This is a genomic window from Vibrio sp. 1CM24A, from assembly GCF_023161725.1.
Taxonomy (GTDB): domain Bacteria; phylum Pseudomonadota; class Gammaproteobacteria; order Enterobacterales; family Vibrionaceae; genus Vibrio; species Vibrio coralliirubri.
Window position 1 is genome coordinate 180,306 of record NZ_JALNTS010000007.1, and the last position, 13,816, is coordinate 194,121.

The 13,816-nt window shown below is 44.9% G+C and carries 12 protein-coding genes and 2 tRNA genes; 13 read left to right on the forward strand and 1 reads right to left on the reverse strand.

The genetic code is table 11. From position 1 onward, the window contains the following. Nucleotides 1-424: 424 nt before the first annotated feature. A complete protein-coding gene (greA, locus tag MSG38_RS16650; protein WP_017059397.1) occupies nucleotides 425-898 on the forward strand; it encodes a transcription elongation factor GreA in 474 nt (157 codons plus the stop codon). Between the two features lie 125 nt (nucleotides 899-1,023). Here the strand turns inward: greA and yhbY are convergent, their stop codons facing one another. After that, complete coding sequence (gene yhbY, locus MSG38_RS16655; protein ID WP_004738252.1) at nucleotides 1,024-1,320, reverse strand: ribosome assembly RNA-binding protein YhbY; 297 nt, start codon at nucleotides 1,318-1,320, stop codon at nucleotides 1,024-1,026. A 114-nt stretch (nucleotides 1,321-1,434) separates the two neighbouring features. Here yhbY and rlmE point away from each other — a divergent pair, with 114 nt between their 5' ends. The 12 genes from rlmE (at nucleotide 1,435) to truB (ending at nucleotide 13,689) form a co-directional block, all read left to right on the forward strand. Continuing rightward, a complete protein-coding gene (gene rlmE / locus MSG38_RS16660) occupies nucleotides 1,435-2,064 on the forward strand; it encodes a 23S rRNA (uridine(2552)-2'-O)-methyltransferase RlmE (protein WP_017059396.1) in 630 nt (209 codons plus the stop codon). Nucleotides 2,065-2,171: 107 nt separating this feature from the next. After that, a complete protein-coding gene (ftsH, locus tag MSG38_RS16665) occupies nucleotides 2,172-4,139 on the forward strand; it encodes an ATP-dependent zinc metalloprotease FtsH (RefSeq protein WP_048605671.1) in 1,968 nt (655 codons plus the stop codon). 88 nt (nucleotides 4,140-4,227) lie between these two features. Beyond that, nucleotides 4,228-5,058: a dihydropteroate synthase gene (folP, locus tag MSG38_RS16670; RefSeq protein WP_248402251.1), complete on the forward strand. Its 831-nt coding sequence runs from the start codon at nucleotides 4,228-4,230 to the stop codon at nucleotides 5,056-5,058. 21 nt (nucleotides 5,059-5,079) lie between these two features. Continuing rightward, complete coding sequence (glmM, locus tag MSG38_RS16675) at nucleotides 5,080-6,420, forward strand: phosphoglucosamine mutase (protein ID WP_019824349.1); 1,341 nt, start codon at nucleotides 5,080-5,082, stop codon at nucleotides 6,418-6,420. Nucleotides 6,421-6,698: 278 nt separating this feature from the next. After that, entirely contained in the window at nucleotides 6,699-7,031 is a 333-nt protein-coding gene (gene secG, locus MSG38_RS16680) for a preprotein translocase subunit SecG (RefSeq protein WP_017059392.1), read from the forward strand. Between the two features lie 16 nt (nucleotides 7,032-7,047). Then, a tRNA-Leu gene (locus MSG38_RS16685) sits at nucleotides 7,048-7,132 on the forward strand. 53 nt (nucleotides 7,133-7,185) lie between these two features. Next, nucleotides 7,186-7,262 (forward strand) — tRNA-Met (locus MSG38_RS16690). 234 nt (nucleotides 7,263-7,496) lie between these two features. Further along, nucleotides 7,497-7,952 carry a ribosome maturation factor RimP gene (gene rimP, locus MSG38_RS16695; protein WP_004738265.1) on the forward strand — a complete coding sequence of 152 codons (456 nt, stop codon included), beginning with the start codon at nucleotides 7,497-7,499 and terminating at the stop codon, nucleotides 7,950-7,952. A 35-nt stretch (nucleotides 7,953-7,987) separates the two neighbouring features. Continuing rightward, on the forward strand, nucleotides 7,988-9,475 hold the full coding sequence (gene nusA / locus MSG38_RS16700) for a transcription termination factor NusA (RefSeq protein ID WP_017059230.1): 1,488 nt from the start codon (nucleotides 7,988-7,990) through the stop codon (nucleotides 9,473-9,475). Nucleotides 9,476-9,497: 22 nt separating this feature from the next. Beyond that, a complete protein-coding gene (gene infB / locus MSG38_RS16705) occupies nucleotides 9,498-12,188 on the forward strand; it encodes a translation initiation factor IF-2 (protein ID WP_048605664.1) in 2,691 nt (896 codons plus the stop codon). 134 nt (nucleotides 12,189-12,322) lie between these two features. Continuing rightward, nucleotides 12,323-12,736 carry a 30S ribosome-binding factor RbfA gene (gene rbfA, locus MSG38_RS16710; RefSeq protein WP_017065964.1) on the forward strand — a complete coding sequence of 138 codons (414 nt, stop codon included), beginning with the start codon at nucleotides 12,323-12,325 and terminating at the stop codon, nucleotides 12,734-12,736. Further along, nucleotides 12,736-13,689: a tRNA pseudouridine(55) synthase TruB gene (truB, locus tag MSG38_RS16715; protein ID WP_050620004.1), complete on the forward strand. Its 954-nt coding sequence runs from the start codon at nucleotides 12,736-12,738 to the stop codon at nucleotides 13,687-13,689. The genes rbfA and truB overlap by 1 nt, the downstream gene beginning before the upstream one ends. Nucleotides 13,690-13,816: the final 127 nt, after the last annotated feature.

Below are 13,816 nucleotides of genomic sequence, written 5' to 3' on the forward strand. Positions count from 1 at the left end.
ATGATTAGAACAGAAGTCTGAAAAATGCCAGTGCAATCCATGGGTTACTTTTTACCTCTAAAGTTCCATGGTCAGTTAGTAAAATGATATAAAACTAAAAAATGAACACTGTTTTATTATATCTATTGTTGTTTAAGTATTTGTTTTAAGGTGATTTTTATAAAAGTGTGATCTGTGTTTATTTTGTTTGTTTTTTGTTTTTTTAGGTATTTAACTCTTCACTTATTGATGGGGGAGTTATTATTCATTTTTGTGATGTCTGTAATTTAGACCTAGATAAAGCTTTTATAACGCAAAGTGGAATAAAGGTGATTTAGCCATAAAGTTTGTTTACACTAAGCCAAATCGTTTTGTTTCTATCACCCAATAAATGCGTTGGGTGTATTTATGTTGGCCAAAGAAAGCTTTGGCATAGAGGTAAAAAATGGAAAAGGTTCCAATGACAGTACGTGGCGCTCAGCAGCTACGTGACGAATTAGATCGCCTACTTAAGCTACGCCCTGTTATCTCAGCAGCTATTGGTGAAGCACGTGAACTAGGTGACCTGAAAGAGAATGCTGAATACCACGCCGCTCGTGAAGAGCAGGGTATTTGTGAAGCTCAGATCCGTGATATTGAATATAAGCTATCACTGGCTCAGATCATCGATGTAACGCAAATGGATAATACGGGCAAGATTATCTTCGGCACGACAGTGACACTGATTGATGTGGATACCGATGATGAGTTCCGCTACCAAATCGTTTCAGAAGACGAAGCAGACATCAAAACGGGTCGCATTTCTGTGAAATCGCCAATTGCTCGTGGCCTTATCGGTAAAATGGAAGGCGACGAAGTCATGATCTCTACCCCTGGTGGTGACAAAGACTTCGAAATAGACAAAGTAGAATATATCTAATTGAATTTTCTTTGTTTCTGATAAGTAAAAAGGTCGCTAAATGCGACCTTTTTCGTTTCTCACGCTACACTAAAAGATAAGCGCTGTGGCTTCCCATTAGTGAAGTTAGCTTATATTAAGCTCGCTTATTTACGTGGAATCTCGATTTTACGTGCTTCTGACTGACGGAACAGTACTAGAACTTTACCGATAGTCTGTACTTTCTCAGCTTTAGTTTCACGTACAATTGCATCGATAATCAGTTGCTTAGTCTCACGGTCTTCTGATGCAACTTTAATCTTGATCAGTTCGTGGTGGTCTAGAGCTAATTCGATTTCCGCTAGAACAGCTTCAGTAAGTCCATTTGCGCCCATTAGCACAACAGGTTTTAAACTGTGAGCTAGGCCCTTTAGATGCTGCTTTTGTTTGGTACTTAGGTTCATTACGCGGCCAATTTTCTTTACTATTAGGGTTGAAAAAACCTATTTTAACGCCATCTAAAGCTGAAGACTATAATTTATTCAGCAATTAGTACTTTCCTCCAATTTAGGTATCCAATGAGCAAACAGAAACACTCGGCCAGTTCAGGCCGTTGGTTGAAGGAACACTTCGACGACAAGTACGCAAATGAAGCAAGAAAGAAAGGCTATCGTTCACGTGCTTATTTCAAAATGGAAGAGATTCAAACGAAAGATAAATTGCTGTCTCCTGGGATGACCATTGTGGATTTGGGTGCAGCACCTGGCGGTTGGTCTCAATATGCTGCTAAGATTGTTGGAGACAACGGACAAATCATTGCGTGTGACTTGTTACCAATGGATCCGATTGCTGGTGTTAGCTTTTTACAAGGCGATTTCCGCGAAGAAGCTGTGCTAGATGCCTTGTTGGAACGTATACAACCAAACATGGTTGATGTCGTGATGTCAGATATGGCACCTAATATAGCAGGCAACAATTCTGTGGATCAGCCAAGAGCTATGTATTTAGTTGAATTAGCTTTGGATATGTGTCGACAAGTTCTAGCTACCAATGGTAGTTTTGTTGTAAAAGTATTCCAAGGCGAAGGGTTTGACCAATACGTTAAGGACGTCCGCGAGATGTTTAAAACAGTAAAAGTTAGAAAACCCGACTCTTCTCGAGCTCGATCTCGTGAAGTGTTTATCGTAGCCACTGGTTACAAAGGTTAACGATTCTCTTCCAAGAGTGAGAGTTAACAACATGGCTACAGGTTACAAACTGTAGTACCCTACCTTTAATTACAATTAGTTATCGAGAGGCTTACACCTTGAGTGACATGGCAAAAAATTTAATTCTGTGGCTTGTTATCGCGGTAGTGTTGATGTCGGTATTCCAGAGCTTCGGCCCTGGGGAAAGTAACGGCAGAGCAGTAGATTACACCACGTTTGTACAGGAAGTTGGCCAAGGCCAGATTCAAGACGCACAGTTCAATAACAGCGAAATCACTTTCACACGTCGTGGTGGTGGTTCTAAGTATGTAACTTACATGCCTGTTTATGATCAAAAGCTACTTGATGACTTAATTAATCAAAACGTAAAAGTTCAGGGTACACCACCTGAAGAGCAGAGCCTGCTTGGCACTATCTTCATCTCATGGTTCCCAATGATCTTACTGATTGGTGTATGGATTTTCTTCATGCGTCAAATGCAAGGCGGCGGCGGCGGTAAAGGCGCGATGTCTTTCGGTAAGAGTAAAGCTCGAATGATGAGCGAAGAACAAATCAAAACGATGTTTGCTGATGTTGCTGGTTGTGACGAAGCAAAAGAAGACGTGAAAGAGCTTGTGGATTACCTTCGTGACCCAAGCCGCTTCCAAAAGCTAGGTGGTAAGATCCCGACAGGTATCCTGTTGGTTGGTCCTCCTGGTACGGGTAAAACATTGCTTGCAAAAGCGATTGCCGGTGAAGCGAAAGTACCGTTCTTTACTATCTCTGGTTCTGACTTCGTTGAAATGTTTGTTGGTGTTGGTGCATCTCGTGTGCGTGACATGTTCGAACAAGCGAAGAAAGCAGCACCTTGTATCATCTTTATCGATGAAATCGATGCTGTAGGTCGTCAACGTGGCGCTGGTGTTGGTGGTGGTCACGATGAACGTGAACAAACACTGAACCAAATGCTGGTTGAGATGGATGGTTTCGAAGGTAACGAAGGTATTATCGTTATCGCTGCGACTAACCGTCCAGACGTACTAGACCCTGCATTACTTCGTCCTGGTCGTTTTGACCGTCAAGTTGTGGTTGGTCTACCGGATGTACGTGGTCGTGAGCAGATTCTTAAAGTACACATGCGTAAAGTGCCACTATCTGGTGATGTTGAACCATCGCTGATTGCTCGTGGTACTCCAGGCTTCTCTGGTGCAGATCTTGCGAACCTTGTGAACGAAGCAGCGCTATTTGCTGCTCGTGGTAACAAGCGCAATGTATCTATGGTTGAGTTTGAACTTGCGAAAGACAAAATTATGATGGGTGCAGAGCGCCGTTCAATGGTTATGTCTGAAGAAGTGAAAGAGTCAACGGCTTACCACGAAGCGGGTCACGCAATTGTTGGTCGTTTGGTGCCTGAACACGATCCTGTGTACAAGGTGTCAATCATTCCACGTGGTCGTGCGCTTGGTGTAACTATGTACCTTCCAGAGCAAGATCGCGTAAGCATGTCTCGCCAACATCTAGAATCAATGATCTCTAGCTTGTACGGTGGTCGTCTTGCTGAAGAACTTATCTACGGTAAAGACAAAGTTTCGACTGGTGCGTCTAACGATATCGAACGTGCAACTGATATTGCTCGTAAGATGGTAACGCAGTGGGGCTTCTCTGAAAAACTGGGTCCTCTTCTATATGCTGAAGAAGAAGGCGAAGTTTTCCTAGGTCGCGGTATGAGCCAAGCGAAACATGTTTCTGACGATACGACTAAGCTGATCGATGAAGAAATTCGTATTCTAATCGACCGCAACTATGCTCGTGCGAAGCAAATTCTTGAAGAGAACATGGATATCATGCACTCGATGAAAGACGCGCTAATGAAGTTTGAAACGATTGATGCAGGTCAGATTGATGACTTGATGGAACGTAAAGACGACATTCGTGAGCCAGCTGGTTGGGGTGATCAGGCGAAAGCAGAACCTGCAAAGGAAGAAGCTAAACCTGAAGCGAAATCAGACGAAGCAACAGCTGAACCAAAAGCTGAAGAGTCGAAAGTTGAAGAAGTTAAATCTGAAACAGATGATGCTCAAAACAAAGATTCTTAATTGCTAAGCTTTAAATTAAAACCCTGAGTACGCTCAGGGTTTTTCTGTTTCTAGCCCAAGATGTTTTTACCTTTAAGACCCGCCTTCCATGATATTAAAAGCACATAATAAAACGCTCGTTTTAGACCGCCCACATGTGATGGGTATCCTCAATGTTACGCCTGACTCTTTCTCTGATGGCGGAAAATTCAATTCATTAGATAATGCTCTACTGCAAGCAGAGCGTATGATTCAAGCTGGTGTTAGCATTATTGACATAGGTGGTGAATCAACTCGCCCGGGAGCGCCTGACGTTCCTTTAGAAGAAGAGCTCGCTCGCGTTATTCCTGCCATAAAAGCAATTCGCGCCAAGTTTGATGTGTGGATCTCCATTGATACCAGTAAAGCGGAAGTGATGCGCCAAGCCGTTGAAGCGGGGGCTGATTTGATCAATGATGTGCGCGCACTGCAAGAGCCCGGAGCTTTAGAGGCGGCGGCCGATGCTAATGTGCCAGTTTGCCTGATGCACATGAAAGGTCAGCCAAGAACCATGCAAGCCAACCCTAGTTACGATGATGTCCTAACCGATGTTGAAGCGTTCTTAAAAGAAAGGGTGGAGGCTTGTGAGGCTGTTGGTATATCAAAAGATCAGCTGATCCTGGACCCAGGTTTTGGTTTTGGTAAAACCATTGAGCATAATTACCACCTATTAGCGCACCTTGAAAAATTTCACACGCTTGGGTTGCCCGTCTTAGCGGGGATGTCGAGAAAATCGATGATCTTTAAGCTACTAGACAAAGCCCCAGCAGATTGCATGGTCGCTAGCGTCACCTGCTCTACCATCGCTGCAATCAAAGGTGCACAAATTATTCGCGTTCACGATGTTGAAGATACGTTGGAAGCGATGAAGATAATCGAAGTGATGAATAACAATCACTAATCATAATTAAGGAAAATCAATATGTCTGATAAGAGACGTTACTTCGGCACAGATGGTGTACGTGGCAAAGTTGGCCAGTACCCAATTACACCTGATTTTGTTCTGAAGCTTGGCTGGGCTGCGGGTCGTGTTCTTGCGAAGCAAGGCACGAAGAAAGTCATTATTGGTAAAGATACTCGTATCTCTGGCTACATGCTTGAGTCTGCGCTAGAAGCTGGCCTTGCTGCTGCAGGTCTTCAGGCTACGTTTACTGGCCCAATGCCAACACCTGCTGTTGCTTACCTAACTCAAACCTTCCGCGCTGAAGCGGGTATTGTTATCTCGGCATCGCACAACCCATACTACGATAACGGTATCAAGTTCTTCTCTTCTGAGGGAACAAAACTGCCGGACGATATCGAGTTGGCAATTGAAGCTGAATTGGATAAAGACATCGAATGTGTTGACTCATTCGAACTTGGTAAAGCGGTACGTTTGAACGATGCGGCTGGCCGTTACATTGAATTCTGTAAGAGCACATTCCCAAATCATATGACGCTTGCAGGAATGAAGATTGTTGTCGATTGTGCACATGGTGCGACTTACCATATTGCTCCTGCTGTATTTAAAGAGCTGGGTGCAGAAGTTATTGCGATTGGTGTTGAGCCAAACGGTACTAACATTAACCACGAAGTAGGTGCGACGGATGTACGTGCTCTGCAAGCAAAAGTGCTTGAAGAGAAAGCGGCATTGGGCCTTGGCTTTGATGGTGATGGCGACCGTATCATCATGGTTGACGAGCTAGGCAACAAAGTGGATGGTGACCAAATTGCTTACATCATTGCTCGTGATGCACTGCGTCGCGGTGAGTTGAAAGGCGGCGTTGTTGGTACACTAATGACCAACCTTGGTATGGAAAACGGCCTTAAGCAGTTAGGTATTCCGTTTGTTCGTGCTGCTGTTGGTGACCGTTACGTGATGGAACAGCTTCTTGCTAAAGGCTGGAAGATCGGCGCTGAAAACTCGGGGCACGTTATCCTACTAGATAAAGTGACGACGGGTGATGCTATCGTTGCTGCTCTGCAAGTGTTGGCTTCAGTTGTTGATAGCGAAATGACACTGAATGAGCTGTCTCAGGGCATGACGTTATACCCTCAAGTTCTAGAAAACGTTCGTTTCAGCGGAGATTCAAACCCACTAGAAGCCGAAGCGGTAAAAGCGGCGGTTGTAGAAGTAGAAGCTGAGCTTGGCGAGAAAGGTCGTGTGCTATTACGTAAGTCTGGTACCGAGCCACTACTGCGTGTCATGGTTGAAGGCGAAGATGCAGAGCTTGTTCAAGCGTCTGCGCTTAAGATTGCAGATGCAGTAAAAGCAAACTGCTAATTTAACCTTTTACTTAACGGGCGCAACGAATAGCGCCTGTGATTAGAAGTGATTGACTTATATCACGGTCAAAAGAGACGTAAATGAGTTTTGTGTCGCTTTTGACCTTTTTTTAACCATTCGCTTGGTAAAGGCTTATTTTTTAGCAAATTCCCCTTGTCAGCCATCGTCGCATTCGCTAGTATTGCTCGGCCTTCAGTTAGGAGGTCGCTAGCCTTGTTCTTAAAAATAGTTTTTTGAACGGCGCTGGCTCAACAATTAGGAACATAGGTGGAAAAATGTTTACAGTTCTACTTGTGATTTACCTGTTGGCAGCGCTTGGTGTAATTGGCCTAGTGTTGATTCAACAAGGTAAAGGCGCAGATATGGGAGCCTCTTTCGGTGCTGGCGCTTCAAACACTGTGTTTGGTGCTGGTGGCTCAGGAAATTTCCTTACCCGAATGACTGCAATTTTTGCAACTACATTTTTTATCCTTAGCTTAGTGCTTGGTAATATGTCTACACATAAAACTGAGTCACAATGGATTGACCCGACCCAAGGTCAGGTAATTCAACAAGCTGATGATGCAGTGAGTGAAGTTCCGGCGCAAGGCGACGAAATTCCACAATAATCTGTAAAGATTTGATGCCGAGATGGTGAAATTGGTAGACACGCTAGCATGAGGTGCTAGTGCCTTAGGGTGTGAGGGTTCGAGTCCCTCTCTCGGCACCATGTTTACAAACTTGTAAAACATCTTGTTGGGCGTATAATGCTCGCAAGTCGGACGCGGGATGGAGCAGTTTGGTAGCTCGTCGGGCTCATAACCCGAAGGTCGTCGGTTCAAATCCGGCTCCCGCAACCAATTTCAATGCTATTATATAGCTTGTATTGGTAGCAAGTTTGCACAGTGTGAACCTCACTGTGAGTTAAGTGCGATATCGAATGTGATGGCACTTAACATATAAGGGTCCAGCAACAAAAACCCCGGCTTATACGGGGTTTTTTGTTATCTAAGCATTTGTAAATGTATTTAGATAATGTTTGCTTGGAATTTAAATTGGGCTTTGAGCCCTTTTTTTGTTTCTGGAGTGGTTAAATGACTGGTTTAGAAAGACAACTTACTGAAATGCTTGACGCTCCAGTAGCAGCATCAGGTTATGAGTTAGTTGGATTAGAATTTATTCGTGCTGGTGAGCACTCAACGCTACGTATTTACATCGATTCACCAAACGGTATCAATGTAGATGATTGCGCTGAAGTTAGTCACCAAGTAAGTGCCGTAATGGACGTTGAAGATCCAATTTCAGTGGCTTATAACCTTGAAGTGTCTTCACCAGGTTTAGAGAGACCACTGTTCAAAGCAGAGCATTACCAACAATTTATTGGTCACGAGGTAAGCATCGTTTTGAAAATGGCTGTCGGCAACCGTCGTAAATGGAAAGGTGATATCCAATCTATCGAAGGCGAGACAGTGAAAGTATTGGTTGAAGGACAAGAAGAAGAATTCGTCCTGAGCAATATTGCGAAAGCTAACCTGATCCCTAAATTTTAGTTCTCCTAGAGAGAAGAGCTTAAGAGGCTAGATTAATGAACAAAGAAATTTTGGCGGTAGTAGAAGCTGTTTCAAATGAGAAAGCAGTTCCTCGTGAGCGTATTTTTGAAGCGCTTGAAATCGCGCTTGCAACGGCAACAAAAAAGAAAAGCGAACTAGAAATTGAAGTTCGTGTTGAAATTGACCGTAAAACGGGTGATTTCGAAACTTTCCGTCGTTGGGAAGCTGTTGAGGAAGTTGAATTCCCAACAAAAGAAATCTCTATTGAAGCTGCAAAGTACGATGACCCAGAGATCGAACTTGGCGGTTTCATTGAAGATGATATCGAATCAGTAACGTTTGACCGTATTACGACTCAAACGGCTAAGCAAGTTATCGTACAGAAAGTACGTGAAGCTGAGCGCGCTCAAATCGTTGAGCAGTTCATCGATAACGAAGGCGAGCTAGTCACTGGCGCAGTTAAGAAAGTTAACCGTGACACTATTATCCTAGACCTAGGTAACAACGCTGAAGCGGTAATCCTTCGTGATGACCAACTTCCTCGTGAAAACTTCCGTCCAGGTGACCGTGTTCGTGGCCTTCTTTACGCAGTTAAACCAGAAGCTCGTGGTTTCCAGCTTTTCGTTACTCGTTCGAAGCCAGAAATGCTAGCTGAACTATTCCGTGTTGAAGTACCTGAGATTGGTGAAGAGCTAATTGAACTTAAAGGTGCTGCACGTGACGCTGGTTCTCGTGCTAAAATCGCTGTGAAAACAAACGACAAACGTATTGACCCAGTTGGTGCGTGTGTTGGTATGCGTGGCGCACGTGTACAAGCTGTTTCTAACGATCTTGGCGGTGAGCGTATTGATATCGTTCTTTGGGACGATAACCCGGCTCAATTCGTAATCAACGCAATGGCTCCTGCTGATGTTGCTTCAATCATCGTTGATGAAGACGCACACTCTATGGATATCGCTGTTGAAGCGGATAACCTAGCACAAGCGATTGGCCGTAGCGGTCAAAACGTACGTCTAGCTTCTCAACTTACTGGTTGGGAACTGAACGTAATGACTGTTGCTGATCTTGAGAAGAAGCACCAAGAAGAAGCAGTTGCTTCTATTGAAAACTTCATGAAGCACCTAGACATTGAAGAAGACTTTGCTCAAATGCTTGTTGAAGAAGGCTTCTCTACGCTTGAAGAAGTAGCATACGTTCCTGTGAACGAGCTTCTTGAAGTAGACGGTCTAGACGAAGGTATCGTTGAAGAACTACGTAACCGCGCAAAAGACGCACTGACTACTCTAGCGCTAGCGAAAGAAGAAACTTTCGACGGTGTTGAGCCTGCTGAAGACTTACTTGCACTTGAAGGTCTTGAGCGTGAAATGGCTTACAAGCTAGCAGCAAAAGGCGTTGCGACATTGGAAGACCTAGCTGACCAAGGCGTTGATGAACTAGAAGGCATCGAAGACCTAACTGCAGAACGTGCAGGCGAGCTAATTATGGCTGCGCGTAACATCTGTTGGTTCGGCGACGAAGAATAATTCAGCAAGGAGAGAAAGCGGTATGACACAATTAACAGTTAAAGCACTGAGTGAAGAGATTGGTACGCCAGTTGACCGCTTAATTGAACAACTTGCTGATGCAGGCATGAAGAAAGCAGGGTCGGATCAAGTGACTGATTCAGAGAAGCAAACATTGCTAACGCACCTTAAAAAGGAGCACGGCGATACTTCAGGCGAAACAGAACCGACTCGTTTAACTCTTCAACGCAAGACCCGCAGCACGCTAAGTGTTGCCGCTGGAGGCGGTAAGAGTAAGGATGTTCAAGTAGAGGTACGTAAAAAGCGTACTTACGTGAAGCGCAGCACTATTGAAGATGAAGCGAAACGTGAAGCTGAGGAAGTAGCTAATCGTGAAGCGGAAGAGAAAGCACAACGCGATGCTGAAGAGCAAGCGAAACGTGATGCTGCAGAGAAAGCACAGCGCGAAGCCGAAGAAAAAGTAACACGTGAAGCGGATGCAAAACGTGAAGCTGAAGAGAAGGCTCAACGCGCACAAGCTGAAAAGGCTAAAAAAGACATGAATTCAAAAAATGCAGACGCTAACGCACAAGCGAAAAAAGAAGCGGATGAACTTAAAGCTCGTCAAGAGCTAGAAGCAACTCGTAAAGCAGAAGCTGAAGCAGCTAAGCTTGTTGAAGAAGCTCGTAAGTTAGCAGAAGAGAACCAAGAACGTTGGTCTGAAGAAGAGAAGAAGAAGAAAGAGCAAGAGAAATCTGCGGATTACCATGTGACGACTTCTACTTACGCTCGTGAAGCTGAAGATGCGGCAGATAAGAAAGATGAGAAAGCACCTCGTCGTCGCAAGAAGAAAGCAGCTCCTGCTAACCAACCTGCAAACAACCGTGGTGGTCGTAACCAACGTGGTCGTGGCGGTAAAGGTAAGCTTGCTAAACCAACTTCAATGCAGCAAGGCTTCGATAAGTCAGCAACTGTTGCTAAATCTGACGTTGCTATCGGCGAAACTATCGTTGTTTCTGAACTGGCTAGCAAAATGTCAGTTAAAGCAACTGAAGTTATCAAAGTAATGATGAAGATGGGCGCTATGGCGACTATCAACCAAGTGATCGACCAAGAAACAGCACAACTTGTTGCTGAAGAAATGGGTCACAAGGTAATCCTACGTAAAGAAAACGAACTTGAAGAAGCAGTACTAGCTGACCGTGATAGCGATGCTATCGCTGAAGGTCGTGCTCCTGTTGTTACTATCATGGGTCACGTTGACCACGGTAAAACTTCAACACTTGATTACATTCGTAAAGCACACGTTGCTTCTGGCGAAGCTGGCGGTATCACGCAGCACATTGGTGCTTACCACGTAGATACTGACAACGGCATGATCACTTTCCTTGATACTCCTGGACACGCGGCGTTTACAGCTATGCGTGCTCGTGGTGCTCAAGCGACAGATATCGTTGTACTTGTAGTTGCAGCAGACGATGGCGTAATGCCACAAACAATCGAAGCAATCCAGCACGCGAAAGCGGCAGGCGTTCCTCTGATTGTTGCTGTGAACAAGATCGATAAAGAGGGTGCAAACCCAGACAACGTTAAGAATGAGCTAGCTCAATACGACGTTATCCCTGAAGAATGGGGCGGTGAGAACATCTTCGTTCACATCTCTGCTAAACAGGGTACAAACATCGATGGTCTTCTAGAAGCAATCCTTCTTCAGTCTGAAGTTCTTGAGCTTACAGCGGTTAAAGAAGGCATGGCGTCTGGTGTTGTTGTTGAATCTCGTCTTGATAAAGGTCGCGGTCCAGTTGCAACAGTACTAGTACAGTCTGGTACTCTAAACAAAGGCGACATCGTTCTTTGTGGTCAAGAGTACGGCCGTGTTCGTGCAATGCGCGATGAGAACGGCAGAGACATCGAAACTGCAGGTCCATCTATCCCTGTAGAAATTCTAGGTCTTTCTGGCGTACCTGCATCAGGTGACGAAGCGACTGTTGTACGTGATGAGCGTAAAGCACGTGAAGTTGCGAACTACCGTCAAGGTAAATTCCGTGATGTTAAACTAGCTCGCCAACAAAAAGCGAAACTAGAGAACATGTTCGCGAACATGACGGCTGGCGAAGTTGCTGAGCTTAACGTTGTACTTAAAGCTGACGTTCAAGGTTCTGTAGAAGCGATTGCTGACTCTCTACTGAAACTGTCTACTGACGAAGTTAAAGTGAACATCGTAGGTTCTGGTGTTGGTGGTATTACTGAAACTGATGCAACTCTTGCTGCAGCTTCTAACGCTATCATCCTTGGTTTCAACGTTCGTGCTGACGCAACTGCGCGTAACACGGTTCAGAACGAAAACCTAGATCTACGTTACTACTCAATCATTTACCAACTGATTGACGAAGTTAAACAGGCGATGGGCGGTATGCTTGCTCCTGAATTCCGTCAAGAGATCATTGGTCTTGCACAAGTTCGTGACGTATTTAAGTCGCCTAAACTTGGTGCAATCGCTGGTTGTATCGTTACTGAAGGTACGATTAAGCGTAGCAACCCAATCCGTGTACTTCGTGAAAACGTTGTTATCTACGAAGGTGAACTAGAGTCACTTCGTCGCTTTAAAGATGACGTACAAGAAGTTAAGAACGGTTACGAGTGTGGTGTCGGCGTTAAGAACTACAACGACGTTCGCGTTGGTGACCAGATCGAAGTATTCGAAATCGTTGAGGTTAAACGTACTCTAGACTAATCAGTCTGTACGACTCGACATATTGACTAAGGTTACTAACATTACTAGTAAAGGTAATAAGTAATCGGTTGTTGAATACACCATGGGGGGCTGGTAATTACCAAGCCCCCCATCTTTCTAAGTGAGAAAAGAAAATGTCAAAAGAATTTAGCCGCACACAACGTGTGTCTCAGCAGCTTCAAAAAGAGCTTGCGCTTATCCTACAACGTGAAGTTCGTGACTCACGTATTGGTATGGTAACTATCTCAGACGTAGAAGTGTCTCGTGACCTTGCTTACGCAAAAGTGTTCGTGACTTTCCTGTGTGTTGGTGAGCAAACTCCTGAATCATGCCTTAAAGCTCTTAAAGAGCATGAAGTGCCAGTTCGTATGGCTCTTGGTAAGCGTATTCGCCACCGGCTAACGCCTGAAGTTCGTTTTACTTACGACAACACACTAGTAGAAGGCATGCGTATGTCTAACCTAGTAAGTGAAGTTCTGAACGACGACAAACGTAAGCAAGAAGAAGCTGGCCGCACTGACGAAACTCAGTCTAAGGGCGAAGAGTAATGGCTCGCCGTCGTAAAGGTCGCCCTATCAACGGGGTAATTCTATTAGATAAGCCGACTGGCATTTCGTCTAATGATGCACTGCAAAAAGTAAAGCGTATTTACTTTGCAGAGAAGGCAGGGCACACCGGTGCTCTGGATCCTCTTGCGACTGGCATGCTGCCAATTTGTCTTGGTGAAGCGACGAAGTTCTCTCAGTTTCTTCTAGATTCTGATAAGCGCTACGTTGTTATCGCTAAGCTTGGTGAGCGTACCAATACCTCTGACTCTGATGGTGAAGTGGTAGAGACACGTGATGTTAACGTGACTCAAGAACAGCTTGAGCGTTGCATTGCGAGCTTCAAGGGTGAAACCGATCAGATACCATCAATGTTTTCTGCATTGAAGTATCAAGGTAAGCCTTTGTACGAATACGCACGTGCAGGTATCGAGGTTCCTCGTGAGTCTCGTAAGATCACTGTGTACTCTATTGAACTGCTTCGCTTTGAAGGTGATGAAGTTGAAATGGAAGTGCATTGTTCGAAAGGCACATACATCCGCACAATTACCGACGATCTTGGTGAGATGCTAGGTTGTGGTGCTCACGTGACCATGCTTCGTCGTACAGGTGTCGCGAAGTACCCATACGAGCGTATGGTGACTTTGGAGCAGTTAAACGAGATCTTAGAGCAAGCACAGGCGCAAGAAATTGCACCGAAAGAGCTGCTTGATCCTCTGCTGATGCCAATGGACACTGCCGTTGAAGACTTACCAGAAGTAAACCTGAACGCGGAACTGACTGACCTAGTTCAGCACGGTATGCCAGTTCAGGTTGCTGGTGCGCCAACTGAAGGCACGGTTCGTATGACAAGTGGCGAAGAGAAGCTGTTTGTTGGCGTAGCTCAGATTGGCGAAGATGGCCGAGTTGCACCGAAGCGTTTGGTTGTTTTCAGAGATGAAGAACCACAAGCTTAGCGCTTACATCGAGTCAGATCTTAGCGGTTCGCCTTGAAATGCGAGCAAATAAGACAGAAAGCGAACGCCTAATTTAGGTGGTTCGCTTTTTTCGTTTTTAATGGGTTCGATTGTTATTGCACCAACT

Coding starts and splice junctions, on each gene's coding strand:
- greA (WP_017059397.1), top strand. CDS start 425: ATGGAAAAGGTTCCAATGACAGTACGTGGCGCTCAGCAGCTACGTGAC.
- yhbY (WP_004738252.1), bottom strand. CDS start 1,320: ATGAACCTAAGTACCAAACAAAAGCAGCATCTAAAGGGCCTAGCTCAC.
- rlmE (WP_017059396.1), top strand. CDS start 1,435: ATGAGCAAACAGAAACACTCGGCCAGTTCAGGCCGTTGGTTGAAGGAA.
- ftsH (WP_048605671.1), top strand. CDS start 2,172: ATGGCAAAAAATTTAATTCTGTGGCTTGTTATCGCGGTAGTGTTGATG.
- folP (WP_248402251.1), top strand. CDS start 4,228: ATGATATTAAAAGCACATAATAAAACGCTCGTTTTAGACCGCCCACAT.
- glmM (WP_019824349.1), top strand. CDS start 5,080: ATGTCTGATAAGAGACGTTACTTCGGCACAGATGGTGTACGTGGCAAA.
- secG (WP_017059392.1), top strand. CDS start 6,699: ATGTTTACAGTTCTACTTGTGATTTACCTGTTGGCAGCGCTTGGTGTA.
- rimP (WP_004738265.1), top strand. CDS start 7,497: ATGACTGGTTTAGAAAGACAACTTACTGAAATGCTTGACGCTCCAGTA.
- nusA (WP_017059230.1), top strand. CDS start 7,988: ATGAACAAAGAAATTTTGGCGGTAGTAGAAGCTGTTTCAAATGAGAAA.
- infB (WP_048605664.1), top strand. CDS start 9,498: ATGACACAATTAACAGTTAAAGCACTGAGTGAAGAGATTGGTACGCCA.
- rbfA (WP_017065964.1), top strand. CDS start 12,323: ATGTCAAAAGAATTTAGCCGCACACAACGTGTGTCTCAGCAGCTTCAA.
- truB (WP_050620004.1), top strand. CDS start 12,736: ATGGCTCGCCGTCGTAAAGGTCGCCCTATCAACGGGGTAATTCTATTA.